A 21,647-nucleotide genomic window follows, 5' to 3' on the forward strand; every position below is an offset into this window, starting at 1 on the left:
GAAAACCTGGACTCGCTCAAGCTTGTGAGTTGATCGCAACCCCGGAGCGGGGCACCAACGGGCGGGGCTGTGGCGAGGAGAAGGCCATGTTCGGGGCCAGTAGGTACGGGGCTAACGGGTATCAGCGGCGCGACGAAGGGCGCGAGGTCACGGGGCTGGCGGGACCGCTCTCCCGGTTGATGGCCGCGGGGCTCATCGGCGTATCGCTCGCCGGGATGTCGCTCGCCGCTTTCATGCCGTCGTCCGCCTTTGCGGAACAGCCCGACCCGCCGGCTGCCGCCCCGGTTACCGTCAATGCCGGCATGGGAACGGGCGACGCGCCCCTCACCACGCCGCTGCCGCCGGTTTCGGCCCCCGCCCCCCGCGCGGCCGCGACCGTGCCCCAGCCCCTCTCGCCGGCGTCTCCGGCTCCCGTGCGCGGCGGCGTCGATTCCGCTGGCGACACGCCGCAGACCCATCCTGCGCCGTCACATCCTTCGGCTTATCCCGCCCCCGCCCAGCCGGTGCAGGCCCAGCAGGCGCCAACACCGGCCCAGTCCGCCCCCGCGCAGCCGGCTCCGACGGTCGCGACCCCGGCGCCTGCGGCCCAGCCGGCGACCCCGCCGGTCACCGTCGCGGTCGAAGATCCCCTCGCCCCCGTGGCCGAGGCCATCGCGGCGCTTTTGGCGACGCCCGAGAGCGTCACCGCCTCCAAGAAGGACCAGGAAGGCCTCGTCGCCTTCTACGGCGCGCGGCAGAACATGCCGGTGTTCGTCGGGCTGAAGGGCCTCGACGCCCGCGGCAAGGCGGTGATCGCCCGTCTTGAGGCCGCCGGCGAGGACGGCCTCGACCCCACCGACTATGCGGTTCCCCTGCCCAGGCCCGGCGCGGCCGCCGCCGATCTTGCCCGCACCGAGCTGAAGGTGGCCATTGCCGCCTCCACCTATGCCCGCCATGCCCAGGCCGGCCGCTTTGATCCCGGCCGCATCTCGGCGCTGGTGACACCGGTGCGCGAAATTCCCGATCCCGCGGCGGTGCTGGCCAAGGTGGCTTACGCTCCCGACGCCAACGCGGCCCTGGCCGGCTTCAACCCGCCCCATGCCGGCTATCGCGCGCTGAAGGCCCAGCTGGCCCGGGTGACCGGCCAGACCCCCGGCATCGTCGCCGTTCCAGCCGGCCCGCAGATCCGCCCCGGCGCCAGCGACCCGCGCATTCCCACTTTGCGCACCCGCCTCGGCACCACCGGGCGGGCGGGGGACGACACCGCCTACGACCCGGCGCTGGTGGATGCGGTGAAGGCCTTCCAGGAGGCCTCCAACATCAAGCCCACGGGCATCGTCGGCCCCTCCACCATCACTGCCCTCAACGCCGGGGCCACCCCGGGCGGCGGCAGCCTGAAGTCGGACGTGATCGCCAACATGGAGCGCTGGCGCTGGCTGCCGCGCGACCTCGGCGAAGCCTATGTGATGGTCAACATTCCGGAATTCCTGGTGCGCATCTACCAGAGCGGCCATGAGATCCACGAGACGCGGGTGGTGGTGGGCAAGCCGCAGACGCCGACGCCGCTGCTGACCCGCGAGATGCAGTACATCGTGGTGAACCCGGCGTGGAACATCCCGCCGTCCATCGCCCGCAACGAGATGATGCCGCTGTTGCGCTCGGACCCCTCGGCGCTGTCGCGGCGCGGCATCGAGGTGGTGCGCAACGGGTCCGGCGGCTACTCGTTCCGCCAGGTGCCCAGCGAGCGCAACGCGCTGGGGCGCATCAAGTTCATGTTCCCCAACGACCATTCGGTCTATCTGCACGACACGCCGTCGAAGGCGCTGTTCCAGAACGACCGGCGCGCCTACAGCCATGGCTGCGTGCGGGTCTACGAACCGCTCAAGTTCGGCGAGGTCATCTTCAACCTCGGCCTGCCCAACGACAACTGGACCCAGGCGCGCATCGGCAAGATGTTCGGCAGCTCCGAGCGCTACGTGAACCTCAAGCAGCGCTTCCCGGTGCACATCGTCTATTTCAACCTGGTGGTGGACGATGCCGGCCGCCTGGCGGTGCGCGAGGACCTCTACGGCATCAATGCCGAGACCAAGACCCTGCTCGGCCTCACCAGCAAGCAGCGAATCGCCGATGGGGCCTCGGCCAGGGGCACCGCGCCCAAGACCCGCTGAAAGTCCGCACTCATACCGTAGCGACAGGGACGGCCCGGCGGCCGTCCCTTTTTGATTCAATGAGTTGTGCTACACCGCCCCATCTTCAGCGCGTCAGTCTGCCGCGCTTTTCACCCTGTGAATAACGCATGTCATAGGTTGCCTGGTGCGGTAGAGCCACAGCCCGCAGCCCGCACCGGCACGTTTTTGCCACACTCCGCCGCTAATTCACGGACCCGTGACCGATACTTGAGGGAAACCTGAGGTTCGGCTGCAAGGGGGCGCGGGGTGTCAACTCACCCTTAACCGAACCCGACAAGACTCTCATCCCATAGCGTCGCGGCAACAGTCGCGGCGTCCTTGACATCTGAGCCTCGGGTTCGAGACATTGGCCATCCGTTCCGCGATCACCGCCGTCCGATCCCTGCGCACAAGATCCGCATCCGCGGGATCCGTGCGCCTCAAGGGGCTGCCCGTGCTTCGGGCCGTCGCCATCGGCACGAGCCTTCTGATGGCGGGCACCTCGTCGCTGCAGAATGCGGTGGCCAACGGCGACACCCGCACCCTCACCCTGCACCACACCCATTCCGGCGAGAGCGGCAGCTTCACCTTCAAGAAGAATGGCCGCTACGACAGTGAGGTGCTGGCCCAGCTCAATCATTTCCTGCGGGACTGGCGGAACCAGAAGTCCACGCAGATGGATCCGGCCCTGTTCGACATCGCGTGGGAGGTCTACCGCGAGACCGACGCCACCGCGCCGATCCAGATCGTGTCTTCCTACCGCTCGCCCGAGACCAATTCCATGCTGCGCGCCCGCTCCAGCGGCGTGGCGAAATTCTCCCAGCACATGCTGGGCCGGGCCATGGACTTCTATATCCCCGGCGTGAACCTCACCGACCTGCGGGTGGCCGGGCTCCGGCTCCAGCGCGGCGGCGTGGGCTTTTATCCCACCTCCGGCTCGCCCTTCGTCCACATGGACACGGGCAATGTGCGCCACTGGCCGCGCATGACCCACGACCAGCTCGCCCGCGTCTTCCCGGACGGCAAGACCGTGCATGTGGGCACCGATGGACGCCCGCTCTCGGGCTATGGCGCGGCCCTCGCCGAAATCCAGGCCCGTGGCTCCAAGGCCGGCGTCGCCGTGGCCTCGGCCGATGGCGGCAAGGGCGTGAAGAATTTCTTCTCCGGCCTGTTCGGCAAGAAGGATGCGGACGACGACGAGGGCGGCGAGACCACCACCGTCGCGGCAGCAGCCACCGAGGACGCCACGCCCGCCCGCGCCGCCGGCAAGACAACGCCTGCCACGACGGCGCCTGCCGCCGCCCTTCAGGTCGCCGCCGCGCCGGTGCCTCCGTCCCGCCCGGCCGAGATCGCCGCCCGCGCGCTGGTGGCCGCCAATGCCAGCCTGTTCGCGCCGCTCCCCTTGCGTCGCCCGGCCGAAGCCGGTGGCCGCGACGCCCGGGTGGTGGCGAGCCTGACCGCGCCGGGCTCCAACACCGCCGCGGCGCCGTTGCCCGCGGTCATCACCCGCGGGGTGGCGACGGAAGCGGGTCCGGCGCTGGGCTATGCCTCCCCCGGCCCCTTGAGCGAGCAGCGCAGCGTGCTCTCCGGCGGCATGATGCCCCCTGCCCCCGCCCCGACCGTGGCGCATGCGCCGGCCCCCGCCGGCAAGCCGCGCGCCAGGCTCGCCGAGGTGGCGTTCGGCCGGCTGTTCCTGTCGCCCAGCCTCGCCACCGAGCTCTACCTGCGCCCGCCGGAGCTGCGGCAGCTCGCCACCTTCATGGCGCCGCCGCATGAAGTGGTGGCCTCCGCCTTCTCGCGGGACGGCTCCTTCGGCCTGAAATCGCGCTTTTCCGGCACGGCGGTGGCGGACCTGCCCACCTATGTGTTCCGCGCCCCGACCATCGCCTACACCCAGCGCATGTGAGCAGGCTCAGCCGCCCGAGCCTGAGATGGCCGGGTGACGCGGCGGGGCACCCCCCGCCGGCTGCCCTAGAGCATTGAGTTTACGCGTTTTCTTTACGCGAACCGGTATCCACTTCGCTCGAAAACGCTCTAGACGAAGATGCCGAGCGCCTGGAGATAAAGCTCCACGATCGCTTCCAGCTCCTTGCGCTCCTCGGCATCTTCCTTGCGGATCTTGAGGATGGCGCGCAGGGCCTTCACGTCGAAGCCATTGGCCTTGGCCTCGGCGAACACATCCTTGATGTCGTCGGCAATGGCCTTTTTCTCTTCCTCAAGCCGCTCGATGCGCTCGATGAAGGACTTGAGCTGTTCCTTGGCAAAGCCCGCGGGGCCGTCTGATACGTCTTCAGCCACCTGGCCGGTCTCCTTGGCTCGAAAGCACGTTCCGCAAGCCAGGCTGGCCGGCGGGCCGCACGAAAAAAGGGTCCGGAGCCGGCACGGCTCCGGAGCGGGAGGAAGATAGAGGCCACCGCACGGGTCCGCGTCAAGGATACGTCCCCGCTATCCACGCCGCATCAGGGCTCCGGGACCACTTATGGTATCTTGATCCGAAGCGGCGGGCGCGGGCGACGAGACCGCGGGCGCCCATCCGGTCGGACGGGGCCGGACGCGCCGGGGAGGCCCGCCCGCGGGTCACACCCCCATGTCTCACGCCCGGCGCGGACGCGGGGTTGACCGCGCCGCCTGCCGGACTCATTCCTATCCCGTCCCGCCTGACCGCTGCTGCCGGTTCGTGCGAGCGCGGCATCCTGCAGAATCCCCGATCGTTCCGTGCCCGATAAACCCTTTCCGCGCCTCGCCTTCGGCATCGCGACCTTGACCCTCGGCGCCCTCGCCATGGGCGCCTCCGTCCTGTTCGTGCGGCAGGCCGACGTGGGGCCGTTCGCCAGCGCCTTCTGGCGGGTGGGCCTCGCTTTGCCGGTCCTCGCCGTGTGGGCCGCGCTGGCGGAGGGGCGGCGCGCGTTCCGGCCGGATCGCGCCTCCCTCCTCGCCGGGGGCTTCTTTGCCGGCGACCTCATCTTCTGGCACCTCGCCATCCTCGGCACCACCGTGGCCAACGCCACCGTGCTCGCCACCACCTCCCCGGTCTGGATCACCGCCTTCGCCGTCCTGGTGCTGCGCCAGACGGTCACCCGCGCCGGCTGGATCGGGCTCGGCCTGTGCGGGCTCGGGGCGCTGGCGCTGGTGGGGCGCAGCTGGCAGTTCGATCCCGCCCACCTGCCGGGGGACGCCGCCGGGCTGGTCACCGCCCTGTTTTTCGCCGGCTATTTCCTGGCCCTGAGCCGCGCCCGACGCACGCGGGGCGCGGCGGCGGCGACGCTGGTGTCCACGGCGGCGACGGCGACCATCCTGTTTTGGGTCGCCCTCTTTGCCGAGCCGACCCTGTGGCCCGCGAGCGCCGGCGGGGTGGCGGCGCTGGTGGCCCTCGCCCTCGTCGCCCAGGTGGGCGGACAAGGATTGATGGCGGTGGGGCTCGCCTTGGTGCCGCCGGCCTTCGGCGCCCTGGTGTTCTTCCTGGAGGTGGTGTCGGCGGCGGTGCTGGGCGCCGTTCTGCTCCACGAGCCCATCGGCGCCCTTCAGGCGGTGGGCGGGCTGCTCATCCTCGGCGGCCTGGTGGTGGCGCGGCCCCGGGGGCCGACGCTGGCCCTGCCTCGCTCGCGCCCCGATCCGGCTGCAGAAGGAGCGGCAACGGCGCAGGATCGCCCGCCAGATCATCCGCCAGGCCGCCCGCAGGAGCGCGGCCATTGACGGGCCGGCGCCGGAGAGGCACACACCATCGCGACATGTCCTTCCCGTCAGACGGCATGACCCGTTCCCCCTTGAGCCGCTCCCCCTTGAGCCGCTGCCTGACACGCGCCATCTCGCGCGGGCGCCGCGGCGTGTGCCAGGCACTGCTGGTGCTGTGCGCAGCCGTGCCGGCCGTATCGCTCTTCCCGGATGCCGCCGCCGCCGAGTTCCGCCTGTGCAACCGCACCCAGAGCCGGATCGGCATCGCCCTCGGCTACAAGGACGGCGAGATCTGGACCACCGAAGGCTGGTGGAACGTGGCGGCCAACAGCTGCGAAACCCTGCTGCGCGGTGAGTTGTCAGCCCGATTTTATTACCTCTATGCCCTGGATTACGACCAGGGCGGGGAATGGGCTGGCAAGGCCTATATGTGCACGCGGGAAAAGGAATTCACCATCAAGGCGGCCGACGACTGCCTCGCCCGCGGCTTCGACCGCACCGGCTTCTTCGAGGTGGACACGCAGGAGCAGAAGGCCTGGACCGTGCAGCTAACCGAATCGGGGCAGACCAAGCCGACGACCGTGCCCCCTCCGCCTCCTCCACCGCCAAGACCCAGGTAGAGACGGCCCAGATAGAGCCGGGCCCCGGGTCGAGACGACACCACGTCCGTCTGGCATGGCCGGCCGTCGGCCTCAGGCGGTACTTGAGCGACACCGGCAGGACGGACAGCCGAAGCCGTCGGTATCAGATGCCGCGGCCTTCGACCTTCAGCGACAACTGGCTTTCCATCTCCTCGGCACCGTCGAGGCGCGGATTGACGGCGCGCGCCTTGCGCACCGCCTCCAGCGCGCGCTTGTCGTCGCCCACCTCGCGCATGATGAGGGCGAGGCCGTAGAGCATGGAATAATGGCGCGGCTCGCGGGCCAGCACCTCGCGGATGTCGGCGAGGGCGCCGCCATAATCGTCGCGCATGTAGAAAATGGTGGCGCGCTTGCTGCGGGCGCCCAGATCGTCGGGCTCGATCTCGATGACCTGATCGAGGATCTGGAGGGCGAGGTCGAACGCCTTGGCCTCGGCGGCGGCACCGGCGCGCGCCATCAGCAGGTCGACGCTGGGGCTGCCGGACTCGGAGAACAACTGGTCGAGCCGGTCCGCGATCATCTTGGAGCTGCGGTCGTCAGGGGCCACCTTCAGCGCGGCGAACAGCCCTTCGAGCTGGGTGCGCTTGTCCTTGGGAAGGCGCGGGCGGGCGGGCACGGCCTCTCCCGGCGGCACTCCGGCGGACGGCCCTGTCGGCGCGCCCGGCAGCGGCGAACCCTGCAACGGCGGGCTTGGCAGCGGCACAGGAACCCGCTCACCCGGCAGCACAGACTGGGCGCCGGCACCGGCGGACAGGGCAACCAGGAGGGGAAGCGATAAAAGAAGCGCGACCGGCCGGACGCGCCTCTTCCATCTGCGGGAAGAGCGGATGAAAGGGGCGGGAATGGGCGGCGTGTCCTCGGTCATTCCAGAAGTGTCCGCCCATGCGCGGATCGCGTCAACTCACCCGCCGGCCGGAAGCCGGGCGGGGCGGTCACGATGCGGGGAGACGGCAGGACGACAGAGGCGGGGGCAGAAGCCGGACAAGCGATGGCGCGGGCGAGGAATGGCCCGCGCGCGGCTCAGCCCTGGCGTGCCTTGTAGCGCTTCTGGGTCTTGTTGATGATGTAGACGCGGCCCTTGCGGCGCACGAGACGGTTGTCCCGGTGGCGCCCGAGCAGCGACTTCAGCGAATTGCGGATCTTCATGACAAACTCTTTCCGGCCGACCGCTGCGCGTTGCCGCGCGGCCCCATCGACACCGTGTTGCTGGATCGAGCCGGGGTGATAAGGGGCGGCGGGGCCGATGTCAATGCGGGCGGGCCGCAGGTGGTGTCTGCGTTTGAAATGGAGCACCCTCGCAACTCCCTCTCCCGCTTGCGGCGGAGAGGGCTGGGATGGGGGCAGACCGGCGCCAAGAAACACCAGTGATGCCGGTGAAAACCACCTGCGTCCCCGTCGCAATGCCCTCACGCCCGGTGGTAGGGATGGCCCGCAAGAATGGTGACGGCGCGATAGATCTGCTCCGCCAGCATCACCCGCACCAATTGGTGGGGAAAGGTGGCGGTGCCGTAGGCGACCATAAGCATGGCCTTGTCCCGCACCGCATCGCACAACCCGTCCGCGCCGCCGATGACGAAGGCAAGCGCCGACAGGCCGCCGTCGCGCTCGGCCGCCACGCGGGCCGCGAAATCGGCGCTGGAGACCTGGCGCCCGCGCGGGTCGAGCACGATCAGCCCAGCCCCGGCGGGCAGGGCCGCGAGCAGGGCCGCGCCCTCCTCCGCCATGCGGTCCTCGGCACGGCGGGCGGCGGATTCAGGAATCTCGATCATGTCGCAGGGGCCGAGGCCCAGGGGCCGCCCGGCGGGACGGATGCGGTCCACATAGCGCGTGACGAGGTCGCGCTCGGCCCCGGCTTTCAGCCGGCCGACACAGGCGAGGACGAGGCGCACGCAGCTCTCAGCCGGCCGTCCCGGAACGCATCAGGGGCGCGTCCCGGACCACATCTTCTCGATGTTGTAGAAGCTGCGGACCTCGGGCTGAAAGACGTGGACGATCACGTCGTTCGCGTCGATGAGCACCCAGTCGCAGGCCGGCTGGCCTTCGACCCGCACGTGCTTGATCCCAGCCGCTTTCAGCGCCTCGATGAGGTGCTCGGCAACGGCGCCCACATGCCGCTGCGAGCGGCCGGAGGCGATCACCATGTAGTCGGCGATGGAGGTCTTGCCACGCAGGTCGATGGAGACGATGTCCTCGGACTTGTCGTCTTCGAGCCGGGCAGTGACGAGGGCGAGAATCTCCTCGGCGTCGGGAAGCGCCCGGGAGACCGTGGCGGGCGGTGTCATCTCAGCGGCCGCCAGAAGTGCCGTCGTGGACAGGGGTCCAAATCCTCTTGATACAGGCGACGGCACAAACCGTCGCACCCCCGCAGGATGGGGCTAAATCAACGAAAACTCAAGATGTTTGGCGCAGTGGCCCGTCGAGCCCCCCGCGCGCGGCCCGTATTCCCGTTGAAGACATGGGGGATTTCAGCCCGTGGAGAAACACCCAGGCGGGCGGTTTCAGGTCCGCCAGGAGGGGCGCGTCGCTCTCGTCGATGCGGTATCGCCCCAGCGCCTGCGCCGCCACGGAGGCGGTGGCGGCGAGGCTCTCGCCCATGCGGTCCACCACCGCCATGGGCATGAGATCGGCGATGGCCCGCCAGCGCTGCCAGCGATCGAAGCGGGCGAGGTTGTCCGCCCCCATGATCCACACGAAGCGCACCGTGGGCAGGCGCCGCGCCAGATAGTCCACGGTCTGGTAGCTGTAGCGCACGCCGAGATCGGCCTCGAAGCCGGTCACGTCGATGCGCGGATGGCACGCCACCCGCCGCGCGATGGCGACGCGCTCTTCCAGCGGCGGCAGCGCGCGATTGTCCTTCAGCGGATTGCCGGGGGTCACCAGCCACCACACCCGGTCGAGCCGCAGCCGCCGCAGGGCGATGAGGCTCGCCGCGCGATGGGCCTCATGGGCCGGGTTGAAGCTGCCGCCGAACAGGCCCACGCGCAGGCCGTCCGTCACCCACGGCATGTGGCGCGCGGCGCGCGGGCTCACCGCGCCGCCGTCCCACGCCCCCCCGCTGGCGGGTGGGAAGCTCACGGACGGGTCTGCCCCGTGCCGTGGATGCGGTATTTGAACGAGGTCAGCTGCTCGGCCCCCACCGGGCCGCGGGCATGCATGCGCCCGGTGGCGATGCCGATCTCCCCGCCAAAGCCGAATTCCCCGCCGTCGGCGAACTGGGTGGAGGCATTGTGGAGCACGATGGCAGAATCCACCTCCGCCAGGAACCGCTCCGCCGCCGCCGCATCCTGCGTGACGATGGAATCGGTGTGGTGGGAGCCGTGGGCCTCGATATGGGCGACGGCACCGGCCACCCCGTCCACCACTTTCGCAGCGATGATGGCGTCGAGATATTCCGTGTCCCAGTCCAGCGCCGTGGCGGGCTTCACCCGTGCGTCCACCGCCTGCACGGCGTCGTCGCCGCGCACCTCGCAGCCGGCGTCGATGAGCATCTCCACCAGCGGCTTCAGATGGGTGGCGGCCACCGCCTGGTCCACCAGCAGGGTCTCGGCGGCGCCGCAGACGCCGGTGCGGCGCATCTTGGCGTTCAGCACCACGGTTTTCGCCATGGCGAGGTCGGCGGCCTTGTCCACATAGACGTGGTTGATGCCGTCCAGATGGGCGAATACCGGCACCCGCGCATCGCTCTGCACCCGCGCCACCAGGCTCTTGCCGCCGCGCGGCACGATGACATCCACGGTGTTGTCAAGCCCGGCCAGCATCAGCCCCACCGCAGCCCGGTCGGCCACGGCGACGAACTCAACCGCATCCTCCGGCAGGCCGGCGGCCTTGAGGCCGGAAACGAAGGCGCGGTGGATGGCGCCGGACGAGGCGAGGCTGTCGGAGCCGCCGCGCAGGATCACGGCATTGCCGGCGCGCAGGCACAGGGCGGCGGCGTCCGCCGTCACGTTGGGCCGGCTCTCATAGATGACGCCGATGACGCCCAGCGGCGTGCGCACGCGCTCGATGATCAAGCCGTTGGGGCGGGTCCAGCGCTCGGTCACCTTGCCCACGGGATCGGGAAGGGCCGCCACCTGCTCCACGCCCTCGGCCATGGCCGCGATGCGGGCGGGGGTGAGGGTCAGGCGATCAAGGAACGAGCCGGTCATACCGTCCGCCTTGGCCTTGGCCACGTCACCGGCATTGGCGGCGAGAATTTCGTCCGTCGCAGCGCGGATGGCGGCGGCGGCGGCATGGAGCGCCTGCGTCTTCGCCTCGGGCGCGGCGAGGGCGAGGATGCGGGAGGCGGCACGGGCGCGACGGCCCATGTCGGCCATGGCGACGGCAAGATCCATCCCGGCCTCCATCCCGGCCTCCGTCGGCGGCACGGACCGGCCCGCGGCGGCGGAGACATCGGTGCGGGCGGCGGTGGCGGTGGCCATGGCGGGGTCTCGCTGACGGATAAGACGATGATGCCTCATAAGATAGGCATCATCGCCCTGATTAGCACGTCAGGGGCGCAATGCGACAGGCCGGATCGGGGTACCGGACTGGGTACACGGTCATCGCCGTGCGCCGGCCTGAAGGTCTTCCGTTCGTGAAGGTCACGCTTGCAAGCTAGGTGATGCGCGGGGTGCGCTGCCGAAGCTGCAGATAGACGACGGAGATCAGGGCGCACACAAGGATGATCTGGACCGGCGCCAGGACGGAACTCAGGACGGCCATGACGACCTGCAGGACCACGGGTGGACCGGCCCACATCGGCCCCTTTGCCGCCAACGTATGGGGATCCGGCATCAGGTCGGCGAGCGGAAAAAAGTTGAACACGACAGCTCCGACGGGCACCAGCAGCACTATCGTCACGAGCCCGACAAGAAAATGGGCCGCCACGAGGCGCAGCGAGTTCCCACTTCCCAAGGCCCGCGCCTCGCTCCACGGCAGGGGCTGCCCAAGGGCGCGCGACGGCAGGCGAAGCATCAGGCGCACGAAAAAACCCAGCCACGACACATATGCGCAGGCAAAAACCAGAAACACGATCAAGGCGGCCAATGGCTCGGGAATTCTGATCGCCTGAATGAGGGCACCAATGAGCGCCGCTCCAATTCCCAGCAGGAGCATATAGAGCGCCGTGAAGATGAAGATCACGATCCAGTCCAGCACATAGCCGAGTGCCCGGCCCGGACCCTTGCCGAGAGTCGCCGCATCAAGGCCCGACGGCCCCCGCAGAACTTCGTTGTGGGTGATCAGCGCCAAAGGGATCAGCGCACAGTATGCCAGGACGAAAACCACAGCCACGAGTATGGACACAACAGGCGAGGGCAAGACCCGCGACGCTATCACCGCAAGCGCCGGCGCCAGAGTGAGAAGCCCCACGAAGCGCCAATGCCGCGCCAGCACCGCCGCGGTCCACAGCAGTGCCAGCTTCACCGAGCGGAACACCGGCAGCTTTACAGTCGGCCCCTCATCCTCGTCCCGATACACCTCGACCATGGTCCAACCGCCTGACCGGGGCAACGCTGCGCGCGGGCGACAGCCGGCCCCCTCAACCGTCGCGGGCACAACCGGTATTGGAGGATGTGCAACCTGTCGAGCGGACGACGGTGCGGCAACTTGCCGATCACGCAACGGCAGCAGGCGCAGCGGGAGAGGAGCCGGGAGAGGAGCCGGACTTGGCATCGGACTTGGCGCCGGGCCATGAGCCGACTTGGCACGAGCGGCCAAACCCTTAAGGCGCCTGCGGCTGCGCGACGGCCCATGTCGGCCTAGCCCGTCAGAGGCGAAATGCGGCAGGCCGGCGCGGGGTACCGGGTTCGCGGGCTCGCGGCATTGTCAGCGGCGGCACCGATCGAAGCGTGGCAGTGAAGCGATGCCACACCGCGCTCATCCTTCCCATCCAAAGCGAGCTTCCATCGTGCGCTCTCTCCCTCTCGTCCTGCTCGGCCTTCTCGCCGCACCGCTCCCCGCCGCGGCTGCGGGCGCGAATGCCACCGGCGACCTGCCGCAGGCGCGCACGGCGCGCGGCAATGGCTCCCTCGCTGAGGCCAGGCTCGTTCATCCCACCGACCGCTATCGGCATTTCGTCCTCGGCGCCGAGGTGGAGGCCGCCGGGTTGCAGGTGCGCCTGAAGGATGGGCGGACGTTGCAGATCGACCTTCCGGCCGACCAGGTGTTCGAGGACCGTCGCCCACGCATCGTCGATCTCGATGGCGACGGGCGCGACGAGGTGGTGCTGGTGCGGTCCTCGCTGAAAACCGGATCGGCCATTGTCGTGGTGGCCGAACGCAGCGGGATGCTTGCTATCGTTGCGGAAGGTCCGCCGACCGGCGCACCGCGCCGTTGGCTCAACCCGGCCGGTATCGCCGATTTCGACGGCGACGGCCATCTGGACATCGCCTATGTGCAGCAGCCCCATGCCGTGGGGCGGCTCCGCGTCTTCACCCTGCGCAATGGTGCGCTCGTGGAAATCGCCGCGACCGGAAACACCTCCAACCACGTGGCAGGGTCGCACCAGATGGGGCTTTCCGCCGTTGCCGATTTCGACGGCGACGGCGTAGCCGATCTTGCGGTGCCAAGCTTCGATCGAACCCGGCTGCGATTCCTCTCCTTCAAGGGCGGCGTGCACGAGATTGGCACGAAGCCCTTGAACGGTCAGGCGGTCGCGGATTTCACGCTGGTGGTAACGGCGGGTCATCCGGTGGTGGAGGTCGGCCTTGCCGGCGGTCGACGCGAGCAGGTCTCGCCCTGAGGCGTTACCGCCTCACTCCACGCCAAGCGCCATGTCATCCCGATGGATCATCTCCGAGCGGCCCTGGCCGCCCAGCAGCGCCTCGATCTCGGGGGTGGTGCGGCCCATGATGCGGGCGGCGTGGGTGGAATCATAGGCCACCAGCCCCCGGCCCACCTCAGCGCCGTCCGGGCCGCGCAGCACCACCGCGTCGCCGCGGTCGAACAGGCCTTCCACCCGCTTCACCCCGGCCGGCAGAAGGCTGGCGCCACGGCGCAGGGCCGCCACGGCGCCATCGTCCAGATGCAGCGTGCCGCGCGGCTCCAGCGCCCCGGCGATCCAGCTCTTGCGGGCGCGCACCGGATTGGCTGAGGTGAGGAACCAGGTGCAGCGCCCGCCCTCCATGATGCGCTTCAGCGGGTTCTTCACATGGCCGGAGGCGATGACCATGTGGGTGCCGGCGGAGGTGGCGATCTTGCCGGCCTCGATCTTGGTGCGCATGCCGCCGCGCGACAGTTCCGAGCCCGCATCCCCGGCGATGGCCTCGATCTCGGCGCCGATGCGCGGCACCACCGGGATGAGTGTGGCGTTGGGGTCCTGCGCCGGCGGGGCGGTATAGAGCCCGTCGATGTCCGAGAGCAGCACCAGCAGGTCGGCGCTCGCCATGGTGGCGACCCGTGCGGCGAGGCGGTCGTTGTCGCCGTAGCGGATCTCGGTGGTGGCCACCGTGTCGTTCTCGTTGATGATGGGCACCGCCTTCAGGTCCATCAGCCGGCCGAGGGTGGAGCGGGCGTTGAGATAGCGCCGGCGCTCCTCGGTGTCGCCCAGGGTCAGCAGCACCTGGCCGGCGGTCATTCCGTAATGCCCGAGGATCTGCGCCCAGGTGCGCGACAGGGTGATCTGGCCCACGGCGGCGGCGGCCTGGCTGTCCTCCAGCTTCAGCGGCCCCTTGGGCAGGCCGAGCACGGTGCGCCCCAAAGCGATGGCGCCGGACGACACCACCATCACCTCGCAGCCGCGGGCGTGCAGCGTCGCGATGTCCTCCACCAGCGAGGTGAGCCAGGCGAGCTTCACCCGCCCGTGGTCGCGGTCCACCAGCAAAGCGGAGCCCACCTTGATGACGATGCGGCGGAAGTCGGTGAAGACGGGGGCTTGCCCGGAAACCTGCGAGGCCATGGTATTCTTGCGACCGGAAGGCACTCAGACGGGCAGCACGCGCACGTCGGTGCGGGAAAAGTCATCCCCCTTGAAGAGGAGCGGCGCGTCATGCGCCTTGGCGACGGCATAGGCCATGCAGTCGCCGAAGTTCAAGCCCGCCGGATGCCGGCCCTTGCCAAAACGGTCGAAGGCCTGCCGCGCCAGCCGCACCTGGAGCAGGTCGTGGGGAACCACCGTCACGTCGCCTTCCTCCAGCCAGAGCTCGACCGCTTCCAGCGTGTAGGCATAGCCCCGCCCCCGCAGCACGAGGTGGGTCTCCAACAGGGTCGGCGCGCCGATCAGGCAGGGCGCGCCGGCGAGGATGGGGCGGTAGAGATCGGCATCCGGCTCGTTGGTGAAGGTGGCGATGAGCACCGATGTATCGATGGCGATCACCGGGGGGCGCCATCGTCACCATAGAGGTCCCCATGCTCGGATGTGGCCTCGGGTGCCGCCTCCCGCGCCTTGCGGCCAAGCTCCGCCAGGCGATCATGCAAGGACTTCTGCCGGGGCGAAAGATCCGCATGCCGCAGGGCCTGGCCTTCGGCTTCATCCATGCGGCGCAAGGCCCGCACCACCACTTCCGTGGTGGTCCATCCATGGCGTTCCGCCAGTCGCCTGGCGGTCTCGAACGCCTCGTCGCTGCGGATATTCAGCTGTCGCGCCATGATGCTAGCTCCCGATCACGAAATGCTAGCACACATGGGAACCGACGTCAGCCCGGCCCGCTCACGGCCGCCAGCTGTCCCGCGGTTCCTCTGCCCTTTCGGCGCCCCGCTCCTGCTCCACCACGGAGAGCAGCAGGCGCAGCGCCTCCTGCACCCCCTGGCCCGACTGGGCCGAGAGCAGCAGCGGCGTCTTCTTGGCCGCCCGCTTCAGGCGCTCCTTCTGCTGCTTGAGCAGCTCGGGGGAGAGCGCATCCACCTTGGAAAGCGCAACGATCTCAGGCTTCTCGTCGAGGCCATTGCCATAGGCAGCAAGCTCGGCCCGCACGGTCTTGTAGGCTTTGCCGGCGTGCTCGGAGGTGCCGTCCACCAGATGCAGCAGCGCCCGGCAGCGCTCCACATGGCCGAGGAAGCGGTCGCCGATGCCGATCCCCTCGTGCGCCCCCTCGATGAGGCCGGGAATGTCCGCCAGCACGAACTCGCGCCCGTCCACCCGCACCACGCCGAGGCCGGGATGCAGCGTGGTGAAGGGATAGTCGGCGATCTTGGGCCTGGCCGACGTGGTGGCGGCGAGGAAGGTGGACTTGCCGGCATTGGGCAGGCCCACGAGGCCGGCATCGGCGATCAGCTTCAGGCGCAGCCAGATCCACCGCTCCTGCCCCTCGAGGCCGGGATTGGCGCGGCGCGGGGCCTGGTTGGTGGAGGTCTTGAACTGGGCGTTGCCGAAGCCGCCATTGCCGCCTTCCAGCAGCTTGACCCGCTGGCCCACCTCGGTGAGGTCGGCGAGGACGGTGTCTTCCTCCTCGTCGAGGATCTGGGTGCCGGCCGGCACCCTCAGCACCACGTCGGAGCCCCGGGCCCCGGTGCGGTTGGCGCCCTTGCCGTGGTCGCCCTTCTTGGCCTTGAAATGCTGCTGGTAGCGATAGTCGATGAGCGTGTTGAGGCCATCCACGCACTCGATCCACACGTCGCCGCCGCGTCCGCCGTCGCCGCCATCGGGACCGCCGAACTCAATGAATTTCTCGCGCCGGAAGGAGACGCAACCCGCCCCCCCGTCGCCGGAGCGCACATAGACCTTGGCCTGATCGAGGAATTTCATGGCTTGGAGGTAGACGGGAGGCGCCGCAAACGCAAGGGGCGCGCCAGATTCACGTCCCCTTTGACCTTTGCCTCGCGCCGGACCAAAACACCGCCATGAGCCTGCGCACGGTCGATGTCCTGCTGCCCCTGGGCCTCGACACCCCCTATTCCTACCTCGTGCCCGAGGGGATGACGCTCTCCCCCGGCGACCTCGTGCATGTGCCTCTGGGCGCGCGCGGGATGATCGGCTGCGTCTGGCCCCGCACCGACGGCCACACCGGCCAGCCGGTGGACGCGGCGAGGCTCAAGACCGTGAAGGCGAAGCTGGACTATGTCCCGCTGCCGCCGGACCTCCTGAAGCTGGTCGACTGGATGGCCGACTACACCCTCGCCCCGCGCGGCATGGTGCTGCGCATGGCGTTGCGGCATGGCGAAAGTCCCGGCGCCGGCCGCGAGCGGGTGGGCGTGCGCGTCAGCGGCCCGGCCCCCGCGCGCATGACGGCGGCCCGCGCGCGGCTGCTCGACCTCCTCGCCGACGGCTTCGTGCGCGGCAAGTCGGAAGCCGCGCGGGAAGCCGGGGTCTCCCCCTCCGTGGTGGATGGGCTGGTGGACGAGGGCGCGCTCGAAACCGTGGTGCTGCCCCCCGAGCCCGCCGCCTATCCCCCCGACCCGGCCTTTGCCACGCCCACGCTGTCCGAGCCGCAGGCACAGGCCGCGCAGGCGCTCAGCGGCGCGGTGGACGCCAGGGGCTTCGGCGTCTTCCTGCTGGACGGCGTCACCGGATCGGGCAAGACGGAAGTCTATTTCGAGGCGGTGGCGCAGGCGATCCGCGACGGCCGGCAGGCGCTGATCCTGTTGCCGGAAATCGCCCTCACCCAGGCCTTCCTCGACCGCTTCACCACCCGCTTCGGGGTGAAGCCGGCGGAATGGCATTCCGGCGTCTCCACGCGGCGGCGCGGGCGCATCCTCAACGAGGTGGCCTCGGGACAGGTGAAGGTGGTGGCCGGCGCCCGCTCGGCCCTGTTCCTGCCGTTCCGCGACCTCGGCCTCATCATCGTGGATGAGGAGCACGACCCGGCCTACAAGCAGGAGGACGGCGTCGCCTACCACGCCCGCGACATGGCGGTGGTGCGGGCGCGGCTCGCCGCCGCCCCCATCGTGCTCGCCTCCGCCACCCCCTCCATCGAGACCGAGGTGAACGCCCGGCGCGGGCGCTACCGCCGCCTCGCCCTGCCCGTGCGCTTCGGCGGCGCCAAGGTGCCGGGCCTCCTGCCCATCGACCTGCGCAAGGACGGCCCGCCCAAGGGCCGCTGGATCGCCCCGCGCCTCGAAGCCGAGATCACCGACACGCTGGAGGCGGGCGGGCAGGCCCTCCTGTTTCTCAACCGGCGCGGCTATGCGCCGCTCACCCTGTGCCATTCCTGCGGGCATCGCATGCGCTGCCCCTCCTGCACCGCGTGGCTGGTGGAGCACCGCTTCCGCCGCCGTCTCACCTGCCATCATTGCGGCTACCAGGCCCCGGTGCCGGAGGCCTGCCCCGCCTGCGGCGCCAAGGACAGCCTGATCCCCGTGGGGCCGGGCGTGGAGCGACTGCAGGAGGAAGTGCAGGCGCTGTTTCCCGCCGCCCGCTCCCTCGTGCTCTCCTCCGATCTCGCCGGCGGGGTGGAGCGCATGCGCGCGGAACTGGACGCCGTGGCCAAGGGCGAGGTGGACGTGGTGGTGGGCACCCAACTGGTGGCCAAGGGGCACAACTTCCCGGGCCTCGCCCTGGTGGGCGTGGTGGATGCGGACGTGGGCCTTGGCCAGGGCGATCCGCGCGCGGCGGAACGCACCTTCCAGCTGGTGCATCAGGTGGCGGGGCGAGCCGGGCGCGGCAAGACCGAAGGGCGCGGCTTCATCCAGACCCACATGCCCGAGCATCCGGTGATGCGGGCGCTGGTGACCGGCGACCGCGACGCCTTCTACGACACCGAGATCGCCGCCCGCGAGGAGGCCCAGCTTCCCCCTTTCGGCCGCATGGCGAGCCTCATCGTCTCCGCCAGCGAGGGCCACGTGGCGGAGGGCCATGCCCGAAGGCTCGCGGCCTCCGCCCCCCAGGTTTCGGGGGTGCGCATCCTCGGCCCGGCGGAAGCCCCGCTCGCGGTGCTGCGCGGACGCCACCGCTGGCGGCTGCTGGTGCGCGCCCCCCGCGCCTTCGACCTATCGCGCTACCTGCGCGACTGGCGGGCCACGGCGCCGAAGGTGACGGGCAACATCCGGGTGGCCATCGACGTGGACCCGCAGAGCTTTTTTTGACCCCCTGCCGGCCGAGACCCGAAAACCGCACCCATGAAGCAGCGCCCCTCCTCCCGCCTCCTGGTCGTGAACGCGCAGGGCCGCCTGCTGCTGTTCCGGTTCGTGCACACGACGGGCGCGCTGGCCGGCGCCATCTTCTGGGCGCCACCGGGGGGCGGCCTCGATGCGGGCGAGAGCTTCGAGCAGGCCGCGTGCCGGGAGCTGCTGGAGGAAACCGGCCTGCACATCACCGACCCCGGCCCGCAGATCGCCCGGCGGATCGTCACCTTCACCATGCCGGACGGGATCGTGGTGGAAGCCGACGAGCGCTATTTCCTGGTCCGCGTCGCGACGCTGGAGGTGTCGTCGGCGCTCTGGACCGCCGAGGAACGGGCGGTGGTCGCCGAGCACGCCTGGTGGTCGCAGGCCGATCTGGCGCGGGCGACCGAGCAGGTGTGGCCGGAAGATATGGCGGGGATGCTGGTGGATTTAGGCGTCTGGGCCGCCTCCCGGTGAGAAACAAGCATGGCTTCCCCACCAAGGCAGCGCTTGCCCCGCGCCGGCCGATGGGCACAATCCCGGCCATGCTCGCCCGCGCCGAATCAGTCTCATCGCCCCTCGCCACCGTCGTCCTTGCGGGCGCGGAACTGGTGCTGGACCCGTCCGGCGCCCTGCTGTGGCCGGACGAGAAGCTGATGGTGGTGGCGGATCTGCATCTGGAGAAGGGCTCCGCCTTCGCCCGGCGCGGCCAGATGCTGCCACCCTATGACAGCATCGACACCTTAAAGCGCCTTGCCGCCGCCATCGCCCTGCACCGGCCGCGCATGGTGATCGCCCTCGGCGACAGCCTGCACGACCGCTGGGCGCTGGAGCGCATGGCCGATCCGGTGCGCGCGGAAATCCGCCGCATCCAGGCTGGACGCACCTTCGTGTGGATCGCCGGCAACCATGATCCCGTGCCCCACGATCTCGGTGGCGAGGGCACGGCCGCGCTCGCCCACGGCCCCCTGCTGTTCCGCCACGAGCCGGCGGACGGCCCCGCGCCGGGGGAAGTGTGCGGCCACCTGCATCCCGCCGCCCGCATTGCGCTGCGCGGACGGGGGGTGCGACGCCGCTGCTTCGTGACTGACGGCAGCCGCATGGTGCTGCCGGCCTTCGGCGCCTATGCGGGCGGCCTGAGCGTGCGCGATCCGGCCATCGCCGGCCTGTTCCCGCCGCGCGGCTTCACCGCCCACCTGCTGGGCGACGGGCGCACCTTCGAGATGCCTGCCTCGGCCTGCATCGGGGATTGAAACTCAGGCCGTTCGCAGCTCAGCCCGATCGAAGCTCAGATCTTGCGCCGGCGGATGCGCACATAGAGCGCGCCCTCCCCGCCATGGCGGCGGCCGGCGGCTTCGAAGCCCACCACGATCATCCGCAAATCCGGCTCGGCGAGCCACAAGGGCACCGCGCGCTTGAGCACGCCCCGCCCCTCGCCGAAGGCGGGGCCGGTGCTCATGAGCCGCTCGGGATCGCCCTTGCCGGTGATCACCAGCACCAGCGAATGGCCCAGCGCCTGCGCCTCGATCAGGAACAGCCGCAGCCGGCGATGGGCGGCGGCCTGGGTGAGGCCATGCAGGTCGAGACGCGCATCCACCTCCGCGCCGCGGACAAGCCGCCGACGGGTCTTCGGCTCCAGGGAGGCGAGGGGAGGAGCGGGCGGCGGAGCCGGCGGGGATGTTTTCGACCGGACGACCTTGGCGGTCTTCGCCGGGGCTGCGGGCGGCTCCGGCGCCACGGGCACGGGTTCGGGCACCAGCGGGGCGACATCCTCCGGCACCGCCGGCAGCTTCAGCGGCGTCACCGAGCGCACCACATGGTCCCAGAGCGCGCGCTCTTCCGCCGAGAGCTGGCGCCGCCGTCCGCGCCGGCTCATTGGGGATGCCCCACCGTCCCCGCCGGCGCGAAGCGCGGCACCAGCAGGGTGAAGCTGCCGGAATGGCGGATGCGCCCGGCCACCGCGCCGGCCTCGGGACCGGTGCCGAAATACAGATCCGCCCGCGCCGGCCCGACGATGGCCGAGCCGGTATCCTGCGCGATCATGAGGCGGCGGAACGGCTCGCGACTACCCGGCGCGGCCAGCGGCAGGTCGGCCGCCACGAACACCGGCGCGCCATAGGTGTGCAACCTGCGATCCACGGCAATGGAGCGGCCGGCGGTCAGCGGCACGCCCTGGGCGCCCATGGCTCCGGCCTCCGCGCCCAGGTCGAGGGCCTTGAAAAACACATAGGACCGGTTCTCGCGCCGGAGCGCCCGGCCCGCCTCCGGATCCGCCTCCATGAAGGCGCGGATGCGGTCCATGGACATCTCTTCCCGCGGCACGAGGCCCCGTGCGATGAGAAGGCGGCCCACCGGCAGATAGGGATGGCCGTTATAGCCGTCATAATTGAGCCGCAGCACCCGGCCGTCCGGCAGCCGGACCCGGGCGGAGCCCTGGATCTGCATGAAGAACAGGTCGATGGGGTCCTTCAGCCAGGCAATTTCCAGCCCGCGACCGGCCAGCGCCCCGTCCTCGATGGCGGCCCGGTCGAAATAGGGCACGAGGGCATCGCCCTCACGCCGCAAGGCGCCGCCCGAATTAGGGGTGGGGCCGCCGCCGCTCATCAGCAGGTCGGACGGCCGGCCATGGACCGGCACGTCGAAACCATTGCCGGGGCTCAGCGCGCCGGCCACCTCCGGCTCGTAATAGCCGGTGAAGAAGCCGTCGCTCCCGGTGTCGGGCACCACGCGGAAGGGGCGGAAATTGGCCTCGAAGAACAGCCGCGCCACCTCCCGCGACGGCACCTGGGTGCCCAGCCGCGCGGCGGCGGCGCAGGCATGGGCAAGGCCCGCGGCTAGCGTGGGCACCGAGGCCGGGCCCACCTCCGCCGGCGGGGCACGCAGGGCGGCGCAGCTTGTCAGGAAGGTCCGGAAGGCGCTGGCGTGGTCGTCCGCAGCCCAACCGTCGAGGGCACCGAAAGCGACCGGCACCAGCTTCGCCCCGACGATGGCGGGCGGGGGAACGGCGCTCAGCATGCCGGAGGACGCGGAGGCGGAGGCAGCCGCGAAGACCACCGCGAGGACGACATGGGCGAGGACCACATGGGCAAGGACCAAAGCCGCCACGCCGCGCAGGCAGCGCTTTGCCGCGCCGGCCGCGGGGCGGCAGGGCAGGCCGTGGGAGGACAGGCCGTGACCGGTGACACCACCGCTGGTTCGGCCAGGATCCCGGCCACCGTCCCCACTCCAAGGT

Annotated in this window: 22 protein-coding genes; 8 read left to right on the plus strand and 14 right to left on the minus strand. The window is 70.3% G+C overall.

Annotated elements, in window-relative coordinates:
• Positions 1-86: 86 nt before the first annotated feature.
• Both V5F48_RS18955 and V5F48_RS18960 read left to right on the plus strand, forming a co-directional pair.
• Positions 87-2,147 carry a L,D-transpeptidase scaffold domain-containing protein gene (locus V5F48_RS18955; protein ID WP_394259963.1) on the plus strand — a complete coding sequence of 687 codons (2,061 nt, stop codon included), beginning with the start codon at positions 87-89 and terminating at the stop codon, positions 2,145-2,147.
• A gap of 454 nt (positions 2,148-2,601) precedes the next feature.
• On the plus strand, positions 2,602-4,053 hold the full coding sequence (locus tag V5F48_RS18960) for a peptidoglycan L,D-endopeptidase MepK (protein ID WP_394259964.1): 1,452 nt from the start codon (positions 2,602-2,604) through the stop codon (positions 4,051-4,053).
• 128 nt (positions 4,054-4,181) lie between these two features.
• On the opposite strand, the gene V5F48_RS18965 is transcribed toward V5F48_RS18960, so the two are convergent.
• Positions 4,182-4,445, minus strand: coding sequence for a DUF2312 domain-containing protein (locus V5F48_RS18965; RefSeq protein ID WP_138401459.1), 264 nt, complete (start codon positions 4,443-4,445; stop codon positions 4,182-4,184).
• Between the two features lie 417 nt (positions 4,446-4,862).
• Between V5F48_RS18965 and V5F48_RS18970 the strand changes: the two genes are divergently transcribed.
• A complete protein-coding gene (locus V5F48_RS18970) occupies positions 4,863-5,840 on the plus strand; it encodes a DMT family transporter (protein ID WP_394259965.1) in 978 nt (325 codons plus the stop codon).
• A gap of 56 nt (positions 5,841-5,896) precedes the next feature.
• Complete coding sequence (locus V5F48_RS18975; RefSeq protein ID WP_394259966.1) at positions 5,897-6,439, plus strand: DUF1036 domain-containing protein; 543 nt, start codon at positions 5,897-5,899, stop codon at positions 6,437-6,439.
• A gap of 124 nt (positions 6,440-6,563) precedes the next feature.
• On the opposite strand, the gene V5F48_RS18980 is transcribed toward V5F48_RS18975, so the two are convergent.
• The 7 genes from V5F48_RS18980 to V5F48_RS19010 all read right to left on the minus strand — a co-directional run bounded on the left by V5F48_RS18980 (position 6,564) and on the right by V5F48_RS19010 (position 11,926).
• On the minus strand, positions 6,564-7,076 hold the full coding sequence (locus V5F48_RS18980) for a tetratricopeptide repeat protein (RefSeq protein ID WP_394259967.1): 513 nt from the start codon (positions 7,074-7,076) through the stop codon (positions 6,564-6,566).
• 404 nt (positions 7,077-7,480) lie between these two features.
• Entirely contained in the window at positions 7,481-7,606 is a 126-nt protein-coding gene (ykgO, locus tag V5F48_RS18985; RefSeq protein WP_012114086.1) for a type B 50S ribosomal protein L36, read from the minus strand.
• 260 nt (positions 7,607-7,866) lie between these two features.
• Positions 7,867-8,349, minus strand: a complete 483-nt coding sequence (gene rlmH, locus V5F48_RS18990; RefSeq protein ID WP_394259968.1) for a 23S rRNA (pseudouridine(1915)-N(3))-methyltransferase RlmH — start codon at positions 8,347-8,349, stop codon at positions 7,867-7,869.
• A 30-nt stretch (positions 8,350-8,379) separates the two neighbouring features.
• Positions 8,380-8,742: a ribosome silencing factor gene (rsfS, locus tag V5F48_RS18995; RefSeq protein WP_041575393.1), complete on the minus strand. Its 363-nt coding sequence runs from the start codon at positions 8,740-8,742 to the stop codon at positions 8,380-8,382.
• A gap of 109 nt (positions 8,743-8,851) precedes the next feature.
• Complete coding sequence (locus tag V5F48_RS19000; RefSeq protein ID WP_394259969.1) at positions 8,852-9,535, minus strand: nicotinate-nucleotide adenylyltransferase; 684 nt, start codon at positions 9,533-9,535, stop codon at positions 8,852-8,854.
• On the minus strand, positions 9,532-10,803 hold the full coding sequence (locus V5F48_RS19005) for a glutamate-5-semialdehyde dehydrogenase (RefSeq protein ID WP_394259998.1): 1,272 nt from the start codon (positions 10,801-10,803) through the stop codon (positions 9,532-9,534). The genes V5F48_RS19000 and V5F48_RS19005 overlap by 4 nt, the downstream gene beginning before the upstream one ends.
• Before the next feature lie 250 nt (positions 10,804-11,053).
• A complete protein-coding gene (locus V5F48_RS19010; protein ID WP_394259970.1) occupies positions 11,054-11,926 on the minus strand; it encodes a hypothetical protein in 873 nt (290 codons plus the stop codon).
• A 421-nt stretch (positions 11,927-12,347) separates the two neighbouring features.
• Here V5F48_RS19010 and V5F48_RS19015 point away from each other — a divergent pair, with 421 nt between their 5' ends.
• On the plus strand, positions 12,348-13,181 hold the full coding sequence (locus V5F48_RS19015; protein WP_394259971.1) for an FG-GAP repeat domain-containing protein: 834 nt from the start codon (positions 12,348-12,350) through the stop codon (positions 13,179-13,181).
• 12 nt (positions 13,182-13,193) lie between these two features.
• Here V5F48_RS19015 and proB read toward each other — a convergent pair whose 3' ends face one another.
• The 4 genes from proB to obgE all read right to left on the minus strand — a co-directional run bounded on the left by proB (position 13,194) and on the right by obgE (position 16,121).
• Positions 13,194-14,336 carry a glutamate 5-kinase gene (gene proB / locus V5F48_RS19020; protein WP_394259972.1) on the minus strand — a complete coding sequence of 381 codons (1,143 nt, stop codon included), beginning with the start codon at positions 14,334-14,336 and terminating at the stop codon, positions 13,194-13,196.
• Positions 14,337-14,360: 24 nt separating this feature from the next.
• Positions 14,361-14,753: a type II toxin-antitoxin system VapC family toxin gene (locus tag V5F48_RS19025; RefSeq protein WP_394259973.1), complete on the minus strand. Its 393-nt coding sequence runs from the start codon at positions 14,751-14,753 to the stop codon at positions 14,361-14,363.
• Complete coding sequence (locus tag V5F48_RS19030) at positions 14,750-15,025, minus strand: type II toxin-antitoxin system VapB family antitoxin (protein WP_394259974.1); 276 nt, start codon at positions 15,023-15,025, stop codon at positions 14,750-14,752. The genes V5F48_RS19025 and V5F48_RS19030 overlap by 4 nt, the downstream gene beginning before the upstream one ends.
• A gap of 61 nt (positions 15,026-15,086) precedes the next feature.
• Positions 15,087-16,121, minus strand: coding sequence for a GTPase ObgE (obgE, locus tag V5F48_RS19035; protein WP_394259975.1), 1,035 nt, complete (start codon positions 16,119-16,121; stop codon positions 15,087-15,089).
• A gap of 95 nt (positions 16,122-16,216) precedes the next feature.
• On the opposite strand from obgE, the gene V5F48_RS19040 reads away from it, so the two are divergent.
• From V5F48_RS19040 to pdeM, 3 genes are all read left to right on the plus strand, one after another.
• Positions 16,217-18,397, plus strand: a complete 2,181-nt coding sequence (locus V5F48_RS19040) for a primosomal protein N' (protein ID WP_394259976.1) — start codon at positions 16,217-16,219, stop codon at positions 18,395-18,397.
• 33 nt (positions 18,398-18,430) lie between these two features.
• Positions 18,431-18,892, plus strand: a complete 462-nt coding sequence (locus tag V5F48_RS19045) for an NUDIX hydrolase (protein WP_394259977.1) — start codon at positions 18,431-18,433, stop codon at positions 18,890-18,892.
• 68 nt (positions 18,893-18,960) lie between these two features.
• Positions 18,961-19,668 (plus strand): ligase-associated DNA damage response endonuclease PdeM, encoded by a 708-nt coding sequence (gene pdeM, locus V5F48_RS19050; RefSeq protein ID WP_394259999.1) that lies wholly within the window; start codon positions 18,961-18,963, stop codon positions 19,666-19,668.
• A 35-nt stretch (positions 19,669-19,703) separates the two neighbouring features.
• Here pdeM and V5F48_RS19055 read toward each other — a convergent pair whose 3' ends face one another.
• Both V5F48_RS19055 and mltA read right to left on the minus strand, forming a co-directional pair.
• Positions 19,704-20,291 carry a Smr/MutS family protein gene (locus V5F48_RS19055; RefSeq protein WP_394259978.1) on the minus strand — a complete coding sequence of 196 codons (588 nt, stop codon included), beginning with the start codon at positions 20,289-20,291 and terminating at the stop codon, positions 19,704-19,706.
• Positions 20,288-21,520 carry a murein transglycosylase A gene (mltA, locus tag V5F48_RS19060; protein WP_394259979.1) on the minus strand — a complete coding sequence of 411 codons (1,233 nt, stop codon included), beginning with the start codon at positions 21,518-21,520 and terminating at the stop codon, positions 20,288-20,290. The genes V5F48_RS19055 and mltA overlap by 4 nt, the downstream gene beginning before the upstream one ends.
• Positions 21,521-21,647: the final 127 nt, after the last annotated feature.

The sequence above is a fragment of the Xanthobacter autotrophicus ATCC 700552 genome (genome assembly GCF_043194565.1).
GTDB lineage: Bacteria > Pseudomonadota > Alphaproteobacteria > Rhizobiales > Xanthobacteraceae > Xanthobacter > Xanthobacter autotrophicus_F.

Coding starts and splice junctions, on each gene's coding strand:
- V5F48_RS18955 (WP_394259963.1), top strand. CDS start 87: ATGTTCGGGGCCAGTAGGTACGGGGCTAACGGGTATCAGCGGCGCGAC.
- V5F48_RS18975 (WP_394259966.1), top strand. CDS start 5,897: ATGACCCGTTCCCCCTTGAGCCGCTCCCCCTTGAGCCGCTGCCTGACA.
- ykgO (WP_012114086.1), bottom strand. CDS start 7,606: ATGAAGATCCGCAATTCGCTGAAGTCGCTGCTCGGGCGCCACCGGGAC.
- rsfS (WP_041575393.1), bottom strand. CDS start 8,742: ATGACACCGCCCGCCACGGTCTCCCGGGCGCTTCCCGACGCCGAGGAG.
- V5F48_RS19005 (WP_394259998.1), bottom strand. CDS start 10,803: ATGGAGGCCGGGATGGATCTTGCCGTCGCCATGGCCGACATGGGCCGT.
- V5F48_RS19010 (WP_394259970.1), bottom strand. CDS start 11,926: ATGGTCGAGGTGTATCGGGACGAGGATGAGGGGCCGACTGTAAAGCTG.
- proB (WP_394259972.1), bottom strand. CDS start 14,336: ATGGCCTCGCAGGTTTCCGGGCAAGCCCCCGTCTTCACCGACTTCCGC.
- V5F48_RS19030 (WP_394259974.1), bottom strand. CDS start 15,025: ATGGCGCGACAGCTGAATATCCGCAGCGACGAGGCGTTCGAGACCGCC.
- obgE (WP_394259975.1), bottom strand. CDS start 16,121: ATGAAATTCCTCGATCAGGCCAAGGTCTATGTGCGCTCCGGCGACGGG.
- V5F48_RS19040 (WP_394259976.1), top strand. CDS start 16,217: ATGAGCCTGCGCACGGTCGATGTCCTGCTGCCCCTGGGCCTCGACACC.
- V5F48_RS19045 (WP_394259977.1), top strand. CDS start 18,431: ATGAAGCAGCGCCCCTCCTCCCGCCTCCTGGTCGTGAACGCGCAGGGC.
- pdeM (WP_394259999.1), top strand. CDS start 18,961: ATGCTCGCCCGCGCCGAATCAGTCTCATCGCCCCTCGCCACCGTCGTC.
- V5F48_RS19055 (WP_394259978.1), bottom strand. CDS start 20,291: ATGAGCCGGCGCGGACGGCGGCGCCAGCTCTCGGCGGAAGAGCGCGCG.